This window comes from Serratia sp. Je.1.23.a (assembly GCF_051129805.1).
GTDB classification, from domain to species: domain Bacteria; phylum Pseudomonadota; class Gammaproteobacteria; order Enterobacterales; family Enterobacteriaceae; genus Serratia; species Serratia liquefaciens.
This window is the reverse complement of sequence record NZ_JBCPSR010000002.1, coordinates 239,320-258,221: the sequence shown is the minus strand read 5'-3', so window position 1 is coordinate 258,221 and position 18,902 is coordinate 239,320. Positions and strand designations below refer to the sequence as shown.

The window sequence follows — 18,902 nt, the reverse complement described above, 5'->3', positions numbered from 1 at the left end:
GGCCCGGGCCGCAGCAGAATTAAGGTTAACGGGTAGTATAGCCACCGTTGGCGAACAGCGTCTGCCCGGTGATCCACCAGCCGTCAGTGACCAAAAATTTAACGATCGGCGCAATGTCCTCGATATCGGTCAGACCGGTTTTCGAGAACTTGCTCAGCGCGGCGGCACTGCTGTGGTACGCCACCGCCTCCTTGCTTTCCTGGCCATAGAAGAACGGCGTATCCATTGGCCCCGGACCAATGGCGTTCACGCTGATGCCGCGTTCGCCAAACTCCTTGGAAGCCGCGCGGGTAAAGTGCTCCACCGGCGCCTTGCTGCCCGGATAGACCGCATAAAATGGCGTATAGGCCGCCAACAGCGAGCTGACAATGGTCACAATTCGGCCGTTATCGGCCAAATGTTTACCGGCCTGCTGGATAAAGAAAAATGCCGCTTTGGCATTGATGTCGAAACTGCTGTCGTAATCGGCTTCGGTCACTTCGGCAATCGGTTTTTTAATCACCAGACCGGCGGTATTGATGGCGATGTCCACCTTGCCAAACGCCTTGACGGCCTCCTCAAACAGCAGCGCCACGTTAGCCGGCTGGGTGAGATCGCCCTGCACCGCAATCGCCTCGGCACCTGCCGCCTTAACCGCCTGCAACGTTTCCTCCGCGGCGGCACGAGTGGCGTCGCTGTTGTAGTGCACCACCACGGCCGCCGCGCCGTTGGCGGCCAAATCACGCGCCACCAGGCCACCCAGGTTCTTGGCGCCGCCAGCGATCAACACCACTTTTCCATTCAAAGATTGCTTGCTCATTACAGTGACTCCGTTAGTGAAGGTTGCAACGAGTATAGAAACTGTGACCGCTCAGATAATCTGTCCAAATTGGGATGAACCATCCCGCTTTTTCGGTCAATAGCAACGATCAGGCCGTTAATTTCCACAGCGTGATCGCCCGCCGGGCATTCGGCGTAAATCGCACTACACTTGTAAGTTCCCGGCAGCAATAGTCACAACCAGAAACTATTGTTCCTCGCCCGTGGGATGCAAAACGCCTGACGGGCCACAACAGAGGTCAATGTCATGTTGATTCAACCCTATCTTTTTTTTAACGGTAACTGTGAACAGGCGCTCAACTTCTACCAGCAGCAGTTGGGCGCCAGAATCGAAATGATTATGCGCTACAAAGATATGCCCGAGGAGGCCAAGCAAGGCGGTCCTCAGGACGTCAATCCAGAGTCCATCATGCATGCCCGTCTACTGATTGGCGAAACGGCGCTGATGGCCTCCGATGGGTGTCCGCAGGACGGCGGCGAAGCTTCGCATAAAGGATTTGCCCTGTCGCTGGATCCGAGCGACGTGGAGCAAGGCCGAGCATTATTCGAGAAGCTGGCGCAGGGCGGCCAGGTCACCATGCCATACCAGGCCACCTTCTGGGCCAAGGGTTTTGGCATGCTGACCGACCAGTTCGGGGTCAATTGGATGATTAACGTTGAATAACCCGTCATCCCGCCAGGGTGTCCGCCACCGACAGCGGATACCCTGGTGCCAAGGTCAACGGTAGTGATACCAGTCATAAGCCGCCATCGCGAACAGTACAAACAGCACCGTCAACAGCACCAGTCCCAAACGCCAATAGGGCGATTTACGCTGCCGCCAGGCAAAAATCATCATTAGCGCCAGCACACCCAAGGTCAGCGGGTAATAAACCACCAGCGTCAGCAAAGTAATAATGATGTAGTCAGACATATGCGTGAACCCTGTATTTTCTATGCCGGTTTTGCGGCGAATTGTAACACTCCGCTTGAGTGGCTCATGCATTTTTGATGTTAAGGGAGTAGTGGTCGGCGTGATTAACGAATAAGATGTAAGATTGTTCTTAACACGATTTAAAGACTTTATAACAAGGGTGACATGACACAGCAGCAACCGCAGGATGCCGAACGGCCACGCAACGGTAAAAATTCCCCGTTACTTTTTCAGGCCGGCGTATTTGTCGTCATCGTTGCCGTCACGCTGATTCTGTTTAACGGCTGGCAGATTTGGAATGCGCACCAGCGCGACTTGCAAAGTGCCGAAAATGAATCGGCCAACCTGGCCCGCTCTCTGGCACAGCATGCCGATGACACCTTTATGCAGACCGACACTACGCTGTCCGATCTGACCGAACGCATTCAGACCGACGGCCTGGGCCAACCGCAACAGCTGCGACTACAGAAAGTGATGCAAACGCAGGTTGGCAACCTGCCCCAGTTGCATGGCCTGTTTGTTTACGATGCTCAAGGGAACTGGATCGTCACCTCATCGGGCCGGTTCATACAAAATGCCAACAATGCCGATCGTGAGTATTTCAAATTCCACCTGAGCCACAACAGCAACGCGATATTTATCGGCAAAGTGGTACGCAGCCGCTCTACCGGTGATTTAATCATTCCGGTCTCACGCCGGATCAACAACCCGGACGGCAGCTTTAATGGGGTGGTACTGGCCACGCTGTATGTCGATTATTTCCGCCAATTTTACGACACCTTCGCATTGAACAGTGACGCCTCGCTCAACCTGCTGTTGGCGGACGGCACCATTCTCTACCGCCGCCCCTACTCCATTGCCGCGATTGGCAAAAATATTTCGGAAGGCGTGTTGTTCCGCGAAATTCTACCCCATTCTGAGTTCGGCAATGCCACCATCACTTCGCGGTACGACAAGGTGGAACGGATCTACGGTTATTCGCGGGTTAATCGCTATCCGCTGGTGATAGCTGCCGGACTGTCGAAGGAAGATGCGCTGTCCGACTGGCGTAATGATACCGGCGTGTTTGCCCTGGGTGGCGCGACGCTGTTAATCATTTTACTGGCGATGGGTCTGGTACTGATGCGCCAGATTAACCACAGCGTACGCACCGAAGCTGAACTGATGCGCACCCGCGATCAGCTCACTACCATCAACCGAACGTTGGAAGAGTTGGCGTTGCTGGACGGGTTAACCGGCCTGGCCAACCGCCGTCAGTTTGATATCGCCATGAAGAACGAACTGATGCGCGCTTCGCGCAATTACCGCAGCGTGGCGTTGCTGATGCTGGATATCGACTGTTTCAAACAATATAACGACATCTACGGTCACGTAGCCGGCGATCAGTGTCTGCAACAGATTGGACAAACGTTGAAAGGGCTGGCGTGCCGCAGCAACGATATTATGGCCCGCTATGGCGGTGAGGAAATGGCCATTATTCTGCCGGATACCGACACTCAGGGCGCACTGATTTTCGCCGAACGGGTGATTGAATCGGTGCGGGAGCTGAAAATACCGCATACGGGCAACCCTCACGGTATTGTCACCATCAGTATTGGCATATTCGCCAAAGTGCCGCATATGTATAACGACACGCCAATTGGCTTTATTAATCAGGCCGACAGCGCCCTGTATCAAGCCAAAGCACAAGGGAAAAACCGCATTTATCCCGCCTGACCCATTGGGCCGTCTCCCCCGGAGGCGGCCCCTGAATTTGTTTTTTTCCGCTCGGAAAATCAAAATCAACCCGCTGATCATAAAACTAAATTTAATTTAAATCGTTAATCTACTTTCGCTGATAAATTAATTAATGCCCATTAAATCTATTTTATCCATTCGTGCCATTAGCGCGTCGTTTAATATCTGTTTACTTTTTGGCGCATTTTAATAGTGCTAGGATAATTTAATCCAGCTATTAGCATCAACTAGTTCAATTCAACAATAATTCCCGCTGGTTATATATTCCTTTCAAATAAAAACAATCAAAACATCCCCTTCGCAAGGAGATATTATGCGCATGGAAAACCTGACGCCGGAGCAGGCGTTAATAACGTTGCCACAGCAGCAGTGGGATAGCGCCCCAGCGCCCTTTTCCCCCTCTGCCGTCGAAGCGCTTGAGCAAGGCAAGCTGGTATTTTTGCCCGAACTGGCGTTTCCCTTGTTGGCTGGTGAAATGGCGCTGCTGGATCCCGCGTTGGTCGATACAAAACGTAAAAACATCAGCTACTGGCCAGAAACGAGCAAATTATCCGGCGTGGCGATAGCCGCGCAGCAGCCACAGGTCGAGACGTTGCTGTCACGCTATTATCAAGCCTGCCTTCAACTGGTTGCCACTGTGCTACCCCACTATCAACAAGCTTTGCATTCGCCGGTCAACACCCTGCGCCTGCATCCGGTTGCGGCCTGGCGCAAGACCAGCTCATGGCGCAAGGATGATAGCCGGCTGCACGTCGATGCCTTCCCGTCGCGCCCGAACTATGGTGAGCGCATTTTGCGCATTTTCACCAACATCAACCCCAATGGCGAACTTCGCCAATGGCGCATCGGCGAACCCTTTCCTCAACTGGCGCAACGCTTTATGCCGCGCCTGGGCCGCTATTCACCGCTGAACAGCTGGCTGCAGCACAAGGTCGGCATCACCAAACGGCGCCGCAGTCATTACGACCACCTGATGCTGCAACTGCATGATGCCATGAAAGCCGACCAGCACTATCAGCAACAGGGCCCGCAGCTGGCGCTCGACTTGCCGCCGGGCAGCAGTTGGATCTGTTTCTCCGATCAGACGCCACACGCGGCGATGGCGGGTCAGTTTATGCTGGAGCAAACTTTCCTGTTGCCCGTCACCGCAATGAAAAATCCACAGCAATCACCGCTCAAGGTACTGGAAACCCTGCTACACCAGCCCTTGATCTAATCCGGTTCCGCCAGCAGGGTTTCACCCTGCTGCTGTGCCAGTTGATAGTGGGTGACATCGCTATGGCGACCAATCAGTTCGGCAAGCTGCGGTGAGTGGCTGGTGATCCACAATTGGCTATAACGGCTGGCTTCGGCGATCAGCATGGCCAATGCCGGCAACAGTTGCGGATGCAGACTGTTTTCAGGTTCATTGAATGCCATAAATGCCGGCGGCCGCGGGCTGAGCATCGCTACCGCCAAACAGAGGAAACGCAGCGTGCCGTCGGAAAGTTCGGCACTCTCCAAGGGGCGTAAGATGCCGGCACGGTGCATCAATAGCTGGAAGCGTCCCTGAGGGGCCTGAATTTCAAATTCGCTGTCGGGAAACGCCTGCGCCAGAATGTCGCGCAGCAACTCGCCGTTGCCGATCTCGCAGATGGTTTCAAAAGCGGCCGCCAGATTACTGCCGTCATGCGCCAGCACCGGTGCGCGAATACCCACCTGAGGCGCTCGCAACGGTGAACCGGGCCACACGGCAAACTCGTGGTAAAAACGCCACTGCCGCAGATTCTCTCGTACCTGGGACACTTCAGGATACAGATGCGGATCGGCAAGCTGACCAAATACCGATTCCTCTGCATGGAGACTGGCAGGATAAGTGGCGCGATCGCCCTGGATATTCGTCAGGAATGCACGCTGGTTGCGCCTTTCGAGTACCCGGGTTGAAGGTCGACGACCGTGGCCCGAGATCCACAGTGACTCCTCTTTGACCAGCGGGTCGAGTTGAAACAGGCTGCCGGTCGGCTCAGGGAAGCCTAGCTGCAGCTGATAGTCGAAATCATCCAGAGTGGCTGACAACAGCATCCGTTTCGGATCGCCCCGGCGATCACCCAGTCGCAATCCGCCGGCCCACATCGCCTTCTGAATGCCCCCCTCTTCAGCCAACGCAGCAGAAAGCCGCCCACAGGCGGCCTCGTGGATCAATCGCACCGCTTTATACAGGTTAGATTTTCCGCAACCGTTCGGGCCGCTGATCACATTCAGACGGCCCAATTGCAGCTGCAAATTACGTATAGAGCGAAAACCGCTCAGTTGGAGTTGTTGGATCATCGTCGCCACAAACTCTGTGTCAGGAGATGGTGCATCTTACCATGGCGCCATCTCACCGGCCTTTAGCTTGTCGGACCGAAGTCCCCTTCCTGCCGCGCCACCAACGTCAGGATACTGTACAGCGCCACCGCCTGCTGATGTTGGTTGAGTACCTGAACATCCCATACCACCACGCCGTGTGGACGATCCTCCGCCGTTTTCTGCGGCTTACGGATTTTCTTTTTGCAGGTCAGCCGCACCTGAAGGGTATCGCCAATCTTCACCGGCTCGATAAAGCGCAGGTTTTCCATACCGTAGTTGGCAATCACCGGTCCGACGCCCGGATCAACAAACAGCCCGGCGGCGGCAGAAACCACAAAGTAGCCGTGCGCGACCCGCTCGCCAAACAGCGATTCGGCCGCGCCGATCTTGTCCATATGGGCATAGAAGTGGTCGCCACTCAGGCAGGCAAAATTGACGATATCGGCCTCGGTCACGGTACGCCGCGCCGTCAGCAGGCTTTCGCCCAGGCGCAGTTGCTCGAAATATTTGCGGAACGGATGTACCGGCTCTTCAATCACCGTCGCGCCGCGTACCCACTCACGGCCGATTGCCGCCAGCATGGCCGGACTGCCCTGAATGGCCGTGCGTTGCATATAGTGTTTTACCGCGCGTAGCCCACCCAATTCTTCACCGCCACCGGCTCGCCCTGGCCCGCCGTGCACCAGCATCGGCAACGGAGAACCGTGGCCGGTGGACTCCACCGCTGCCTGTTGATCCAGGATCAGCATTCGGCCATGCGCGCAGGCGGTGGCGCGAATAAAGCGCGTCGCCAGCGCCTCATCGGCGGTCACCAGTGAGCCAGCCAGACTTCCCTGGCCCATTAACGCCAGCTCAATCGCCTGTTCGGTATGCTGATAGGGCATCAGCGTCGCTACCGGGCCGAATGCTTCGGTGCCATGCACCGCCTGATGGCTAAAGGGATCGGCACAGTACAACAGCGTGGCCGGATAAAAAGCCCCCTGCTGCACGCCTGCCCCGCTCACCTCAAGGTTATCCGTTCTCGCGCCGCACAACGGTTCGCAACCGTTATGCAGCAGGTAATCCACCTTCTGTTGCACATCGTCGCGCTGTTCGCGGCTGACCAAGGCCCCCATCCGCACCTGTTCCAGTTTAGGATCGCCCACCGTGACGCCACTCAGCCGCTGCAACAGCGCCTGCTGTACCTCTGCCACCCGTTTCGCCGGCACGATAATCCGCCGAATTGCGGTACATTTTTGCCCGGCCTTGGCGGTCATCTCGCGGCACACTTCTTTGATAAACAGCGCAAACTCCGGCATCTGCGGCGTAACGTCCTCGCCCAGCACGCAGCAGTTGAGCGAGTCTGCCTCCATGGTGAAAGCAATCGACTTTTGCAACAGGCGCGGGTGTGCACGCAGCTGCTGACCGGTCTGCGCCGAGCCGGTAAAGGTCACCGCATCCTGATAATCCAGATGTTCAAACATATCGCCGACGCCACCGCATACCAGTTGCAACGCGCCCTCTGGCACCAGACCGCTGTCGATAATCAGTCTGACCATCGCCTGCGTCAGCTGCGCCGTGGCGGTCGCCGGTTTGATGATCGCCGGCATGCCGGCCAACCAGGTGGGCGCCAGTTTTTCCAGCATCCCCCAGCAGGGAAAGTTAAAAGCATTAATATGCAACGCCACGCCAGGGCGTGAAGTCAGCACGTGTCGGGCGGCAAACTGCGCCTGTTTGGACAGCGGGATCAGTTCGTCTTCCGGCCACAGGGTATCGTCCGGCAGCTCGCGCCCTGCCAGCCCGGCATAGGCAAACAGCGTGGCGATACCGCCTTCGATATCCACCCAGCCGTCACTGCGAGTCGCGCCGGTCTGGTACGAAATCTCATACAGCGTTTCTTTGTTGGCCAGCAGGTGCTTAGCCACCGCTTTCATCATTTGCGCGCGCTGCTGGAAGGTCATCTGTGCCAGCGCCTTGCCGCCCTTGCTGCGCGCATACTCCAGACTGGCGGCCAGCGGTAGCCCGTCGGAACAAACCTGATACAGCGGTTGGCCGGTGACGGCATGGTGGATTTCACGGGCCTTACCCTGGCCGTACACCCAGGCGCCAGAAAGATAACTGTGTAGCTGCTGCATTTGCTCCTCCGGAATTCATAAATTTACACCACAAGGATTAATTACGTATCACATATTGTCCAGTTTTCACCAGAATGAAATTTAACAAAATAAAAACAACCAGGCATTGAAAGCGCTCAGACAGGCGTTTTACCCTCATGAATTAATTTTCAATCTCATTTAAAAACAACATTATAACAACATTCCTTGTGAGCACCCTCGCAAAACCACACAAATGCCGTTTGATCTTTTTGTTATCAGTTTGTAGCCTTATGGTTAGTTAACGTGATTCACATTTTTATATTTAATGTGAAAAATACGAATCACCAAGAGGCACGCATGACAACTGACGCGCAACATCAGCAGCACTTCGACGACAAAATTGCGGCGGATACCTCGATTGAGGCCAAAGACTGGATGCCGGACGCCTACCGCCAAAACCTGATCCGCCAGATTGGCCAACATGCCCATTCCGAAGTGGTCGGCATGTTACCGGAAGCCAACTGGTTGACGCGCGCACCTACCCTGCGCCGCAAGGCGGTGTTGTTGGCCAAGGTGCAGGACGAAGCGGGACACGGCCTGTACCTGTACAGCGCCGCGGAAACCCTGGGCTGCTCTCGTCAGGATATCTACCAGAAGATGCTCGACGGCAAGATGAAATACTCCTCGATCTTCAATTACCCGACGCTCAACTGGGCGGATATCGGGGTGATCGGCTGGTTGGTGGACGGCGCGGCCATCGTCAACCAGGTGGCGCTGTGTCGTGCGTCCTACGGCCCCTATGCGCGGGCGATGGTGAAAATTTGCAAGGAAGAGAGCTTCCACCAGCGCCAGGGTTACGAAGCGGTCATGGCGATGGCTAACGGCAGCGAACAACAGAAAGCCATGCTGCAAGATGCGATTAACCGCTTCTGGTGGCCGGTACTGATGATGTTTGGCCCCAGCGATACCGATTCACCGCACAGTGCGCAGAGCATGGCCTGGAAAATCAAACGCCACAGCAACGATGAGTTACGGCAGAAATTTGTCGACAACACCGTCCCCCAGTTGGAAGCCCTGGGCATGGTCGCACCGGACGCCGATTTGGCCTGGGACGAAGCCAAAGGTCACTACCGCTTTGGCGAAATCGACTGGAGTGAACTGCATGAGGTGATCAAGGGGCGCGGCCAATGTAACCACGAACGGCTGCAAGCCAAACGCCGCGCCTGGGAGGACGGTGCCTGGGTACGCGATGGCGCTCTGGCCCACGCGTCAAAAAACACCTCAACCGCCGCATAAGGAACCGATGATGACACATGCCCAATGGCCACTGTATGAAGTGTTTATCCGCAGCAAACAAGGGCTGGCGCACCGTCACGTCGGCAGCCTGCACGCCGCCGACGACCAGATGGCGCTGGAAAACGCCCGCGATGCCTATACCCGCCGCAACGAAGGCTGCTCAATCTGGGTGGTGCAATCCAGCCACCTGATCGCCTCGCAGCCGGAAGATCGCGAAGCCTTTTTCGATCCGTCCGATGACAAGATCTACCGTCATCCGACGTTCTACACCATTCCCGACGGCATCAAGAACATGTAGGGGCGACCATGACCTTCAATAACGATCCACTCGTCACCTATGTCCTGCGTCAGGGCGATACGCCACTGATCCTCGCCCAGCGCTTGTGCGCCTGGTGCGGCCACGCGCCGGAACTGGAGATCGATCTGGCGCTGGCCAATATCGGCCTGGACCTACTCGGCCAGGCACGCAACTTTCTCGGTTATGCCGCCGAACTGGCCGGGCCGCAATTCAGCGAAGACCGACTGGCCTTCGGCCGTGACGAACGTGAGTTCCATAACCTGCTGCTGGCGGAACAGCCCAACGGCGGCTTCAACGACACTCTGGTGCGGCAGTTCCTGATGGACGCCTACCACGTGCAGTTGCATCAGGCCTTGAGCCAAAGTCGCGATGCGCAACTCGCCGCCATCGCCGCCAAGTCACTGAAAGAGGCGCATTACCACCTGCGTTTCAGCCGTGGCTGGATGATCCGTCTGGGTGACGGCAGCCCCGTCAGCCACCAAAAAATGCAGCAGTCGCTGGATGGCCTGTGGCGTTTTACCGCCGAGCTGTTCCATGCCGACGAGCTTGAACTGCAGTTGGCAGAACAGGGTATCGCCGCCGATCCGCGCCAGCTTGAGGCTCCGTGGCTGGCGTTGGTTGAAGAAACGCTGCAACAGGCCACCCTGACGCTGCCGGCAGAGCAGGCGTTCCGCCACGGCGGTAAACAGGGTCGGCACAGCGAACATCTCGGTCCGCTGCTGGCCGAGATGCAGTTCCTGCAACGCGCCTATCCCAACGCAAACTGGTAAGGGGCCGCTATGAACATTACCCGGCTGCAGGCCGCGGAAATTCCGCAAATCTGGCACTGCCTGCAACAGATCAGCGATCCGGAACTGCCGGTGCTGTCAATTACCGATCTGGGCATGGTTCGCGACGTTGAAGCCGACGGCGACGGCTGGCGCATTACCTTTACGCCAACCTACTCCGGCTGCCCCGCCACCGAGTTCCTGCTCGAAGCCATCGAGCAGCGGCTGGCCGAGGCCGGCTTTGCCCCGGTCAAAGTCGACATTCGCCTCAGCCCGGCGTGGACCACCGACTGGATGAACGCCTCGGCGCGTGAACGACTGCGTGAATACGGCGTCGCACCGCCACAGGGCCATACCTGCGACAAACCGCAGGCTGCAGGCCCGGTGCCCTGCCCGCGCTGCGGCAGCACCCACAGCGAAAAAATCAGCGAATTCGGCTCCACCGCCTGCAAAGCGCTGTATCGCTGCTGCGATTGCCGCGAACCCTTCGACTATTTCAAATGCATTTAGGAGCGCAGAAAACCATGACGGTCTTCCATCGCCTGAACGTCGCCGCCATCGAGCGCGAAACGCCGGACGCCGTAGCTATCACTCTGCGCGTGCCCGAAGAGCTGAAAAGTCATTACTGCTACACCCCCGGCCAACATCTGACGCTAAAGGCGCAGGTGGATGGCGAAGAGCTGCGCCGCTGCTACTCCATCTGCAGCGCTCCTCAGGAAGGGCTGCTGCAGATCGGCGTTAAAGCCATCCATCAGGGGCGCTTTTCCTCGTTCGTTAATCGGCTACTGAAAGTCGGCGACGCGCTGGAGGTGATGGTGCCGCAGGGCCGTTTCGGCTACCAGCCACAGGCGGAAAACAGCGGCAACTATCTGGCGATTGCCGCCGGTTCCGGCATCACGCCGATGCTGTCGATCATCAAAGCCACCCTGCAACTTGAACCAAACAGCAGCTTCACGCTGATTTACGGCAACCGCAGCAGCCGTTCGGTGATGTTCAAGGAGACGCTGTCCGATCTGAAAAACCGCTATCCACAACGTTTTCAGCCGCTGTATCTGTTCAGCCAGGAGAGCCTCGACAGCCCGCTGCTCAGTGGGCGCATCGACCGCGAGCGCCTGTTGGCGATCGGCGGCGCGCTGCTGGATTACCGCGACTATGACCATGCCTTTATCTGCGGCCCGCAAACCATGATGGACGACGCCCAAAGCGTGCTGGAACAGGCTGGCGTAGCCGCCGAGCGTATCCACAGCGAGCGCTTTAACACCAGCGGCGTGGTCGCCAGCTCGGTCAACGACACCCCGCGCAACGCCACGCGAGTGGCGATTTTGCTCGACGGCCGCCGGTTGGATATCGAGGTCGGTTCGCAGGACGACAGCATTCTGGACGCGGCGCTGCGTCAGGGTGCGGATCTTCCCTATGCCTGCAAAGGCGGCGTGTGCGCCACCTGCAAGTGCCGGTTAAAGGCCGGTCAGGTGGACATGGCCGTCAACTACAGCCTGGAGCCGGATCAACTCGCGGCAGGCTACGTATTGAGCTGCCAGTCGTGGCCACGCGGTGACGGTGTGGTGCTGGACTTTGACGTATAGGAGCCGCCAATGGAAACCCCTTTGATCCTGCAACATCGCCAGGCGCGCGTGCTGACGCTGGAACTGCACCGTCCACAAGCGCGCAATGCCCTGAACACACCCTGCCTGGAGCAGCTGGTGTATTTACTGGAACAGGCCGATGCCGATACCGCCATTGGCGCAGTAGTGATCACCGGCACAACGCGTTTCTTTGCCGCCGGTGCCGATCTGCACGAACTGCAACGGCAGGACCTGCCCGCTACGCTGACGGATCGCCGCCCGCTGTTGTGGCAACGGCTGGCGCAGTTCAGTAAACCGCTGCTGGCGGCAGTGAACGGCTATGCGCTCGGCGCCGGCTGCGAGCTGGCGCTGGCCTGCGACATTGTCATTTGCGGCGAAAGCGCCCGTTTTGGCCTGCCGGAAATCACCCTCGGCCTGATGCCAGGGGCCGGCGGCACTCAGCGCTTGATTCGCTGCGTCGGCAAGTCCTTCGCCAGTCAGATGGTGCTGAGTGGCGAAGCCATTAACGCCTCGCGCGCATTGCAGTGCGGGTTGGTCAGTGAAGTGTGCGTCGATGCCCTGACGCTGGAACGCGCACAGCAGATCGCCGAGCACATCGGCAGGCAGGCCCCGCTGGCACTGCGCGCCGCCAAACAGGCGCTGAAACAGGCGGAGGAAACCGGCCTTAGCCAAGGGCTGCTCATCGAACGCCAGCAGTTTGCCACCCTGGCCGCCACCGACGATCGCCGCGAGGGCATCGCCGCCTTCTTCGAAAAACGTACGCCAAACTATCAGGGGCGCTGATTTATGGAAAACGCATTGATTCTCACCCACCTTGAAGCCGGGGTGCTGACGCTGACCCTCAATCGGCCAGACCGGCTCAATAGCTTCAACGACGAGATGCACCGCCAACTGAGCGAAGCCTTGACCCTCGCCGAGCGGGACGAAACCGTACGCTGCCTGCTGATCACCGGTGCGGGACGTGGCTTTTGCGCCGGGCAGGATCTGAACGATCGCAACGTCAGCGTCGAACAGCAGGCGCCGGATCTCGGCCTGTCGGTAGAGCGTTTTTACAATCCGCTGATCCGTCGTCTGACCGCCCTGCCAAAGCCGGTGGTGTGCGCCGTCAACGGTGTCGCGGCGGGGGCCGGCGCAGCGCTGGCGCTGGCCTGCGATATCGTGATCGCCGCCGATAACGCCAATTTTATTCAGTCTTTCTGCCGTCTGGGGCTGGTGCCGGACTCCGGCGGCAGCTGGTTCCTGCCCCGTTTGGCAGGCCACGCCCGCGCCATGGGCATGGCGCTGCTGGGAGATAAAGTCAGCGCACAACAGGCGCTGGCATGGGGCATGATCTGGCAGGTGGTAGCGGCGGACCAACTGGCCGCCACCAGCCAAACGCTGGCACAACACCTGGCCACCCAACCCACTTACGGGCTGGGGCTGATTAAAAAAGCCCTCTACAGCTCGGCGAACAATACCCTCGATCAGCAGCTCGATCTGGAACGCGACCTGCAGCGCCTCGGCGGCCGCAGCGACGACTACCGCGAAGGCGTCAGCGCCTTCTTCGCCAAACGCCCCCCTAATTTCAGCGGGAAATAATCATGAACCTGCCGAACGTCAACGCAAGGGTCGCCGTGATTGGTGCCGGCACCATGGGCATCGGTATCGCCCAGGTGGCGGCCGGGGCCGGGCATCCGGTGTGGCTGTTTGATATCGATGCCGCCGCCGCCCGGCAGGCACTCGATGCGTTAGGCCAACGCCTGCGCCAAAGGGTCGAGTCCGGCAAGGCCGACGCCGATGCCACCGAGGCCCTGCTGGGCCGTATTCAGCCGGTCGAGTCGCTTGACCAGTTGGCCGACAGCGCACTGGTGATAGAAGCGGTGGCGGAAAAACTGGCGATCAAACAGAGCCTGTTTCGTGAGCTGGAAGCGCTGTGTTCCCCCGCCGCACTGTTCGCCAGCAACACTTCATCGCTGTCGATTACCGCCATCGGCGGTGCGCTGCGCCATCCACAGCGCCTGGCCGGTTTGCACTTCTTCAACCCGGCACCGGTGATGAAGCTGGTCGAGATCGTCAGCGGGTTGGACACCAGCGCCGAAACCGTTGCCGAACTGCAGGCGCTGACCCGGCAATGGGGCAAACAAAGCGTGCTGTGCCGTTCCACGCCCGGCTTTATCGTTAACCGCGTGGCGCGACCTTTTTACGCCGAAACCCTGCGCGCGCTCGAAGAACAAGTTGCCGACGCCGCCACGCTGGATGCGGTAATTCGCGACGCAGGCGGCTTCGCCATGGGGCCACTGCAACTGACCGATATGATTGGTCAGGACATCAATTACGCCGTCACTGAATCAGTGTTTCAGGCCTTCTTCCAGGATCCGCGCTTCACGCCGTCTTTGGTGCAGCAGGAACGGGTGGCCGCCGGGCGTCTGGGCCGCAAAAGCGGGTGCGGCTTTTATCGCTACGACAAACAAGCGCCACCTCAAATTGTCGCCGGGTTACCTGCATCCTCAGCGGAATTGCCGCACAGCATTAAGCTGCACGGCGATGCGGCAGGCGTCACTCTGCTGGCCGAGTTACTGGCAGGAAATGCGGAGGCGATCATACAACCCGGCCAGACCAGTGCTTTTGCCCAGCTCGATGAAGTTACATTTATGTTAACAAATGGTAAAACAGCCAGCCAGGTCGCCGATGAAACCGGAACCCCCGTGGTGCTGTTTGATCTGTCCGCCCAGTATGCCCAGGCCTCCACCGTCGCCATCAGCTGCGCGGCGCAAAACGATGCCCGACACAACGCCACTGTGGTACGTCTGCTGCAATCCCTTGGCAAGAAAGTAATCCTGTTGCCGGACTACCCGGGCCTGCTGGTGATGCGCACCCTCGCCATGTTGGCGAATGAAGCGCTCGACGTGGTGAACAAGGGCGTCGCCAGCGCCGCCGATACCGACCACGCCATGCGCTGCGGGGTTAACTACCCGCGCGGCCCGCTGGAATGGGGTGCGTCATTAGGCTGGCGACACATCCTGACCACGCTGGAAAATCTGCAACGCTTCTACGGCGAACCCCGCTATCGCCCGATGCCGTTGCTGCGCCACTACGCATCCCTTTCTTCAGGAGCCCAATGATGAATGCCAATACGCCCCACGCGCTGGCGCAACGCTGCGCCGAACAGATGTTTCAGCAGGACACCTGCGCCCAGGCGATGGGCATGCGGGTGGATGCCGTCGACGCCGGGTTCGCAAAAGTCAGCATGACCGTCGGGCCGCAGATGCTCAACGGCCACCAGACCTGCCACGGCGGGCAACTGTTCAGCCTGGCGGACACCGCTTTCGCCTACGCCTGCAACAGCCAGGGGCTGGCGGCGGTAGCGTCCGGCTGCAGCATAGACTTTATCCGCCCGGCGCTGGCCGGCGATCGCCTGACGGCCAGCGCTGAGGTGCGCCATCAGGGCAAAACCACCGGTCTGTATGACGTGGAGATTGTCAATCAACTGGGCAAAACCGTCGCCTGGTTTCGCGGCCGCGCACATCGGCTCGGTCACGCCATTTTAGGGGAGCAAGCATGAACCAGGCTTTTATCTGCGACGGCGTCCGCACGCCGATTGGCCGTTACGGCGGCGCCCTGGCCAACGTCCGCGCCGATGACTTGGCCGCACTGCCGCTGCGCGCCCTGTTGGCCCGCCACTCGCAGGTGGACTGGTCGAGGGTTGACGACGTGATCCTCGGCTGCGCCAATCAGGCTGGGGAAGACAACCGCAATTTGGCCCGTATGGCGGCATTGCTGGCGGGCCTGCCGGTTAACGTTTCCGGCACCACGCTCAACCGCCTGTGCGGCTCGGGATTGGACGCGCTGGCGATGGCGGCCCGCAGCATCAAGGCCGGTGAAGCCGGTTTGGTATTGGCCGGCGGCGCAGAATCGATGACCCGGGCCCCGTTGGTGATGGGTAAGGCCGACAGCGCCTTCAGCCGTCAGACGCAGCTGTATGACACCACGCTCGGCTGGCGGTTTATCAACCCGCTGATGCAGGCGCAATACGGCACCGAATCCATGCCCGAAACCGCCGAAAACGTAGCGGAAAAATTCAACGTCAGCCGCGCCGATCAGGACGCCTTCGCTCTGCGCAGCCAGCAACGGGCCGCGCGAGCGCAAGCGTTGGGGATATTCGCGCAGGAGATCGTGCCGGTCAGCCTCAGCGGCAAGAAAGGCGCGGTCACCCTGTTTGACCAGGACGAACACCCGCGTGCAGATACGCGGCTGGAACAGCTGCAGGCGCTGAAAACCCCGTTCCGCCAACCCGGCACGGTGACCGCCGGCAACGCTTCCGGCCTGAACGACGGCGCAGCGGCGCTGATCGTCGCCTCGGAGGCAATAGCAGTGAGTCAGGGATTAACACCGCGTGCGCGCATCGTCGCGACGGCAACCTGCGGCGTCGAACCCGGTTTAATGGGCATAGGTCCGCTACCGGCCACCCGTAAAGTGCTGGAACTGGCCGGGCTGAGCCTGGCGCAAATGGATGTCATTGAACTGAACGAGGCTTTTGCCGCCCAGGCGCTGGCAGTATTGCGCCAGCTTGGGTTGCCTGACGACGCCCCGCAGGTGAACCCCAACGGCGGCGCGATCGCCCTTGGTCATCCACTGGGCATGAGCGGCGCGCGTCTGGCGTTAGCTGCCCTGTTCGAACTGGAACGGCGTTCCGGCCGCTACGCGCTTTGCACCATGTGCATTGGCGTCGGCCAGGGCATCGCCATGATTATTGAGCGAGTCTGACCCCCGAGGCTAACTATGACAATGAATCCACAGCCACTCGACGCCATTGAGTTCGCCTCGCGCGATGAGATTGAGGCGCTGCAACTGGAGCGCCTTAAATGGACGCTGCACCACGCCTACAACAATGTGCCGATGTACCGACGCAAGTTCGATCAGGCGGGCGTCCATCCCGACGATCTCAAACAGCTGAGCGATCTGGCTCGTTTCCCTTATACCACCAAGCAGGACCTGCGCGACAACTACCCGTTCGACACCTTCGCCGTGCCGATGGAACAGGTGGTGCGTATTCATGCCTCGTCAGGGACCACCGGCCGACCGACGGTGGTCGGCTACACCCAGCGGGATATCGATAATTGGGCCGATATCGTCGCGCGCAGCCTGCGTGCCGCCGGCGCTACCGCCAAAGACAAGGTGCACGTGGCATACGGCTATGGCCTGTTCACCGGCGGGCTGGGGGCTCATTACGGCGCGGAGCGACTCGGGGCGACGGTGATCCCGATGTCCGGTGGGCAAACCGAAAGGCAGGCGCAGCTGATCCTGGATTTCAAACCCGATGTGATCATGGTGACACCGTCCTACTGCCTGACGCTGATCGACGAGCTGGAACGCAAAATGGGCGGCGACGCCCGTGGCTGCTCGCTGCGCCTCGGCGTCTTTGGTGCCGAACCCTGGACCGAAGCGCTGCGGCATGAAATTGAAAGCCGTATGGGCATCAAGGCGCTGGATATTTACGGCCTGTCCGAAGTAATGGGGCCGGGCGTGGCGATGGAATGCGCCGAAAGCGGCGGCGGCCCGACCATCTGGGAAGACCATTTCCTGCCGGAAATCATCTGTCCGGAAACCGGCGTGACGCTGCAGGACGGCCAACACGGCGAGCTGGTGTTTACCACGCTGACCAAAGAAGCGCTGCCGGTGATCCGCTACCGTACCCGCGACCTCACCCGCCTGCTGCCGGGCGACGCGCGCCAGATGCGTCGCATGGGGAAAATTACCGGCCGCTCCGACGACATGCTGATCATCCGCGGCGTCAACGTGTTCCCGTCGCAGGTGGAAGAGCAAATCATGCAGTTCGAACAGCTGTCGCCACACTATCAGCTGCAGGTCAGCCGCAGCGGGCACCTGGATACCCTGGCGGTGCGCGTTGAATTGAAGGAAGCGGCGCTCAGCCTCAGCCACCAGCAACGCTGTGAGATTTGCCACCAGTTACGCCACCATATCAAGTCGATTATCGGCGTCAGCACCGATGTCAGCATCGCCAACTGCGGCGATATCCCACGTTCAGAAGGCAAAGCCCAGCGCGTGGTCGATCTGCGGCCTCGCTGATTGCCCCGGCGTCACGGATGACGCCCGAATGATTTGTGGTAATGTTGTGCTTCACCGTCGGCTAACCCATGGAAAAATATGGAACATAAACTGGATGAGTTTATCCGCCATGCTATAGAGGCTCAGCCGATCAGCGGCACCTCGCTGATTATCTCCCTCTACGGCGATGCGCTGAGCCACCGGGGCGGCGAAGTCTGGCTTGGCAGCCTGAGCGCGCTGCTGGAGGCCCTGGGTTTTGGTGACCGCTTCGTGCGCACCTCGGTATTTCGCCTGCAGAAAGAGGGCTGGCTGGAGGTTGAAAAAATCGGCCGTCGCAGCTTCTATCGGGTGACCGATCAGGGTATGCGTCAGTTCCGCCATGCCGAGTCGAAAATCTATCTCAGCGAACCGCCCGCCTGGGACGGGAAATGGGATTTGCTGTTGCTGGAAAGCGCGGAAAAGGAGGAGCGGGCACGGTTGAAAAAAGAGCTGGGTTGGCTGGGCTTCGGCCAAATAGCCAGCAATCTGATGGCGGCCCCCACCCACGCGCAAACCGACGTCACCGCCCTGCTCGGCGAACTTAACGCCAGCGAACAGGTGATCTACTTCCGCGCCGACTATCCCTATAACCGCTCGGAGAAAACCCTGCAACAGCTGGTGGCCAACTGCTGGGCGCTGGCTGACGTCGCTGCCGATTATCACGAATTTATCGTCTCTTTCCGCCCCCTGATGGCGCTTCTGCGCGAAGCCGATGAAGCGCTGCTGACGCCCCAGCGCTGTTTCCAGATTAAGCTATTATTGATCCACTTCTTCCGGCGCGTGGTGCTCAAAGATCCTCTGCTGCCGGACGCCCTGCTGCCAGCGCAGTGGGAAGGACAGATTGCCCGTAACCTGTGCATCAATATTTATCAGCGGGTAGACCGCGCAGCGACCGAGTATGTCAGCGCCATGACCGAGACCACTATCGGCGCTCTGCCTGCCCCGGCAGCCAGCTATTATCGGCGTTTCGGCGGCCTGCCACGCGACCCTACAGTATAAGGA

At 59.1% G+C, this 18,902-nt stretch carries 19 protein-coding genes; 15 read left to right on the top strand and 4 right to left on the bottom strand.

Annotation, left to right across the window (positions count from 1 at the left end):
• Positions 1–25: 25 nt before the first annotated feature.
• Positions 26–799: an SDR family oxidoreductase gene (locus tag AAZT04_RS08960; RefSeq protein WP_048760362.1), complete on the bottom strand. Its 774-nt coding sequence runs from the start codon at positions 797–799 to the stop codon at positions 26–28.
• Between the two features lie 267 nt (positions 800–1,066).
• Here AAZT04_RS08960 and yjdN point away from each other — a divergent pair, with 267 nt between their 5' ends.
• Positions 1,067–1,483, top strand: a complete 417-nt coding sequence (gene yjdN / locus AAZT04_RS08955; RefSeq protein WP_337047634.1) for a VOC family metalloprotein YjdN — start codon at positions 1,067–1,069, stop codon at positions 1,481–1,483.
• A 54-nt stretch (positions 1,484–1,537) separates the two neighbouring features.
• Here the strand turns inward: yjdN and AAZT04_RS08950 are convergent, their stop codons facing one another.
• Positions 1,538–1,732: a hypothetical protein gene (locus AAZT04_RS08950; protein WP_020827590.1), complete on the bottom strand. Its 195-nt coding sequence runs from the start codon at positions 1,730–1,732 to the stop codon at positions 1,538–1,540.
• Positions 1,733–1,897: 165 nt separating this feature from the next.
• Between AAZT04_RS08950 and AAZT04_RS08945 the strand changes: the two genes are divergently transcribed.
• Together AAZT04_RS08945 and AAZT04_RS08940 are read left to right on the top strand one after the other, a co-directional pair.
• Complete coding sequence (locus AAZT04_RS08945; protein WP_020827591.1) at positions 1,898–3,448, top strand: sensor domain-containing diguanylate cyclase; 1,551 nt, start codon at positions 1,898–1,900, stop codon at positions 3,446–3,448.
• Positions 3,449–3,788: 340 nt separating this feature from the next.
• Entirely contained in the window at positions 3,789–4,685 is an 897-nt protein-coding gene (locus AAZT04_RS08940; protein WP_174574538.1) for a Kdo hydroxylase family protein, read from the top strand.
• Here the strand turns inward: AAZT04_RS08940 and AAZT04_RS08935 are convergent.
• Both AAZT04_RS08935 and paaZ read right to left on the bottom strand, forming a co-directional pair.
• The gene (locus AAZT04_RS08935) at positions 4,682–5,776 is read right to left on the bottom strand and encodes an AAA family ATPase (RefSeq protein WP_434679754.1); all 1,095 of its coding nucleotides are present in this window, start codon (positions 5,774–5,776) and stop codon (positions 4,682–4,684) included. The genes AAZT04_RS08940 and AAZT04_RS08935 overlap by 4 nt on opposite strands.
• Before the next feature lie 62 nt (positions 5,777–5,838).
• Positions 5,839–7,911, bottom strand: a complete 2,073-nt coding sequence (paaZ, locus tag AAZT04_RS08930; RefSeq protein ID WP_046373208.1) for a phenylacetic acid degradation bifunctional protein PaaZ — start codon at positions 7,909–7,911, stop codon at positions 5,839–5,841.
• A gap of 318 nt (positions 7,912–8,229) precedes the next feature.
• Between paaZ and paaA the strand changes: the two genes are divergently transcribed.
• The 12 genes from paaA to paaX all read left to right on the top strand — a co-directional run bounded on the left by paaA (position 8,230) and on the right by paaX (position 18,899).
• Positions 8,230–9,168 carry a 1,2-phenylacetyl-CoA epoxidase subunit PaaA gene (gene paaA, locus AAZT04_RS08925; protein WP_308738018.1) on the top strand — a complete coding sequence of 313 codons (939 nt, stop codon included), beginning with the start codon at positions 8,230–8,232 and terminating at the stop codon, positions 9,166–9,168.
• 10 nt (positions 9,169–9,178) lie between these two features.
• On the top strand, positions 9,179–9,466 hold the full coding sequence (gene paaB / locus AAZT04_RS08920) for a 1,2-phenylacetyl-CoA epoxidase subunit PaaB (protein WP_020827596.1): 288 nt from the start codon (positions 9,179–9,181) through the stop codon (positions 9,464–9,466).
• 8 nt (positions 9,467–9,474) lie between these two features.
• A complete protein-coding gene (gene paaC, locus AAZT04_RS08915; RefSeq protein ID WP_128865346.1) occupies positions 9,475–10,236 on the top strand; it encodes a 1,2-phenylacetyl-CoA epoxidase subunit PaaC in 762 nt (253 codons plus the stop codon).
• Between the two features lie 9 nt (positions 10,237–10,245).
• Positions 10,246–10,743 (top strand): 1,2-phenylacetyl-CoA epoxidase subunit PaaD, encoded by a 498-nt coding sequence (gene paaD / locus AAZT04_RS08910; RefSeq protein WP_020827598.1) that lies wholly within the window; start codon positions 10,246–10,248, stop codon positions 10,741–10,743.
• A gap of 14 nt (positions 10,744–10,757) precedes the next feature.
• Complete coding sequence (paaE, locus tag AAZT04_RS08905; protein WP_129940806.1) at positions 10,758–11,816, top strand: 1,2-phenylacetyl-CoA epoxidase subunit PaaE; 1,059 nt, start codon at positions 10,758–10,760, stop codon at positions 11,814–11,816.
• Positions 11,817–11,825: 9 nt separating this feature from the next.
• Entirely contained in the window at positions 11,826–12,599 is a 774-nt protein-coding gene (paaF, locus tag AAZT04_RS08900) for a 2,3-dehydroadipyl-CoA hydratase PaaF (RefSeq protein ID WP_048760382.1), read from the top strand.
• A gap of 3 nt (positions 12,600–12,602) precedes the next feature.
• Positions 12,603–13,394, top strand: coding sequence for a 2-(1,2-epoxy-1,2-dihydrophenyl)acetyl-CoA isomerase PaaG (paaG, locus tag AAZT04_RS08895; RefSeq protein WP_020827601.1), 792 nt, complete (start codon positions 12,603–12,605; stop codon positions 13,392–13,394).
• 2 nt (positions 13,395–13,396) lie between these two features.
• A complete protein-coding gene (locus AAZT04_RS08890) occupies positions 13,397–14,917 on the top strand; it encodes a 3-hydroxyacyl-CoA dehydrogenase (protein WP_048760387.1) in 1,521 nt (506 codons plus the stop codon).
• Complete coding sequence (paaI, locus tag AAZT04_RS08885; protein ID WP_020827603.1) at positions 14,917–15,357, top strand: hydroxyphenylacetyl-CoA thioesterase PaaI; 441 nt, start codon at positions 14,917–14,919, stop codon at positions 15,355–15,357. The genes AAZT04_RS08890 and paaI overlap by 1 nt, the downstream gene beginning before the upstream one ends.
• A complete protein-coding gene (gene pcaF / locus AAZT04_RS08880; protein ID WP_434679748.1) occupies positions 15,354–16,559 on the top strand; it encodes a 3-oxoadipyl-CoA thiolase in 1,206 nt (401 codons plus the stop codon). Before paaI ends, pcaF begins: the two co-directional genes overlap by 4 nt.
• A gap of 15 nt (positions 16,560–16,574) precedes the next feature.
• Positions 16,575–17,882: a phenylacetate--CoA ligase PaaK gene (paaK, locus tag AAZT04_RS08875; RefSeq protein ID WP_041414726.1), complete on the top strand. Its 1,308-nt coding sequence runs from the start codon at positions 16,575–16,577 to the stop codon at positions 17,880–17,882.
• Between the two features lie 78 nt (positions 17,883–17,960).
• Positions 17,961–18,899, top strand: coding sequence for a phenylacetic acid degradation operon negative regulatory protein PaaX (gene paaX, locus AAZT04_RS08870; RefSeq protein WP_434679745.1), 939 nt, complete (start codon positions 17,961–17,963; stop codon positions 18,897–18,899).
• Positions 18,900–18,902: the final 3 nt, after the last annotated feature.

Coding starts and splice junctions, on each gene's coding strand:
- AAZT04_RS08960 (WP_048760362.1), bottom strand. CDS start 799: ATGAGCAAGCAATCTTTGAATGGAAAAGTGGTGTTGATCGCTGGCGGC.
- yjdN (WP_337047634.1), top strand. CDS start 1,067: ATGTTGATTCAACCCTATCTTTTTTTTAACGGTAACTGTGAACAGGCG.
- AAZT04_RS08950 (WP_020827590.1), bottom strand. CDS start 1,732: ATGTCTGACTACATCATTATTACTTTGCTGACGCTGGTGGTTTATTAC.
- AAZT04_RS08945 (WP_020827591.1), top strand. CDS start 1,898: ATGACACAGCAGCAACCGCAGGATGCCGAACGGCCACGCAACGGTAAA.
- AAZT04_RS08940 (WP_174574538.1), top strand. CDS start 3,789: ATGGAAAACCTGACGCCGGAGCAGGCGTTAATAACGTTGCCACAGCAG.
- AAZT04_RS08935 (WP_434679754.1), bottom strand. CDS start 5,776: ATGATCCAACAACTCCAACTGAGCGGTTTTCGCTCTATACGTAATTTG.
- paaZ (WP_046373208.1), bottom strand. CDS start 7,911: ATGCAGCAGCTACACAGTTATCTTTCTGGCGCCTGGGTGTACGGCCAG.
- paaA (WP_308738018.1), top strand. CDS start 8,230: ATGACAACTGACGCGCAACATCAGCAGCACTTCGACGACAAAATTGCG.
- paaB (WP_020827596.1), top strand. CDS start 9,179: ATGACACATGCCCAATGGCCACTGTATGAAGTGTTTATCCGCAGCAAA.
- paaC (WP_128865346.1), top strand. CDS start 9,475: ATGACCTTCAATAACGATCCACTCGTCACCTATGTCCTGCGTCAGGGC.
- paaD (WP_020827598.1), top strand. CDS start 10,246: ATGAACATTACCCGGCTGCAGGCCGCGGAAATTCCGCAAATCTGGCAC.
- paaE (WP_129940806.1), top strand. CDS start 10,758: ATGACGGTCTTCCATCGCCTGAACGTCGCCGCCATCGAGCGCGAAACG.
- paaF (WP_048760382.1), top strand. CDS start 11,826: ATGGAAACCCCTTTGATCCTGCAACATCGCCAGGCGCGCGTGCTGACG.
- paaG (WP_020827601.1), top strand. CDS start 12,603: ATGGAAAACGCATTGATTCTCACCCACCTTGAAGCCGGGGTGCTGACG.
- AAZT04_RS08890 (WP_048760387.1), top strand. CDS start 13,397: ATGAACCTGCCGAACGTCAACGCAAGGGTCGCCGTGATTGGTGCCGGC.
- paaI (WP_020827603.1), top strand. CDS start 14,917: ATGAATGCCAATACGCCCCACGCGCTGGCGCAACGCTGCGCCGAACAG.
- pcaF (WP_434679748.1), top strand. CDS start 15,354: ATGAACCAGGCTTTTATCTGCGACGGCGTCCGCACGCCGATTGGCCGT.
- paaK (WP_041414726.1), top strand. CDS start 16,575: ATGACAATGAATCCACAGCCACTCGACGCCATTGAGTTCGCCTCGCGC.
- paaX (WP_434679745.1), top strand. CDS start 17,961: ATGGAACATAAACTGGATGAGTTTATCCGCCATGCTATAGAGGCTCAG.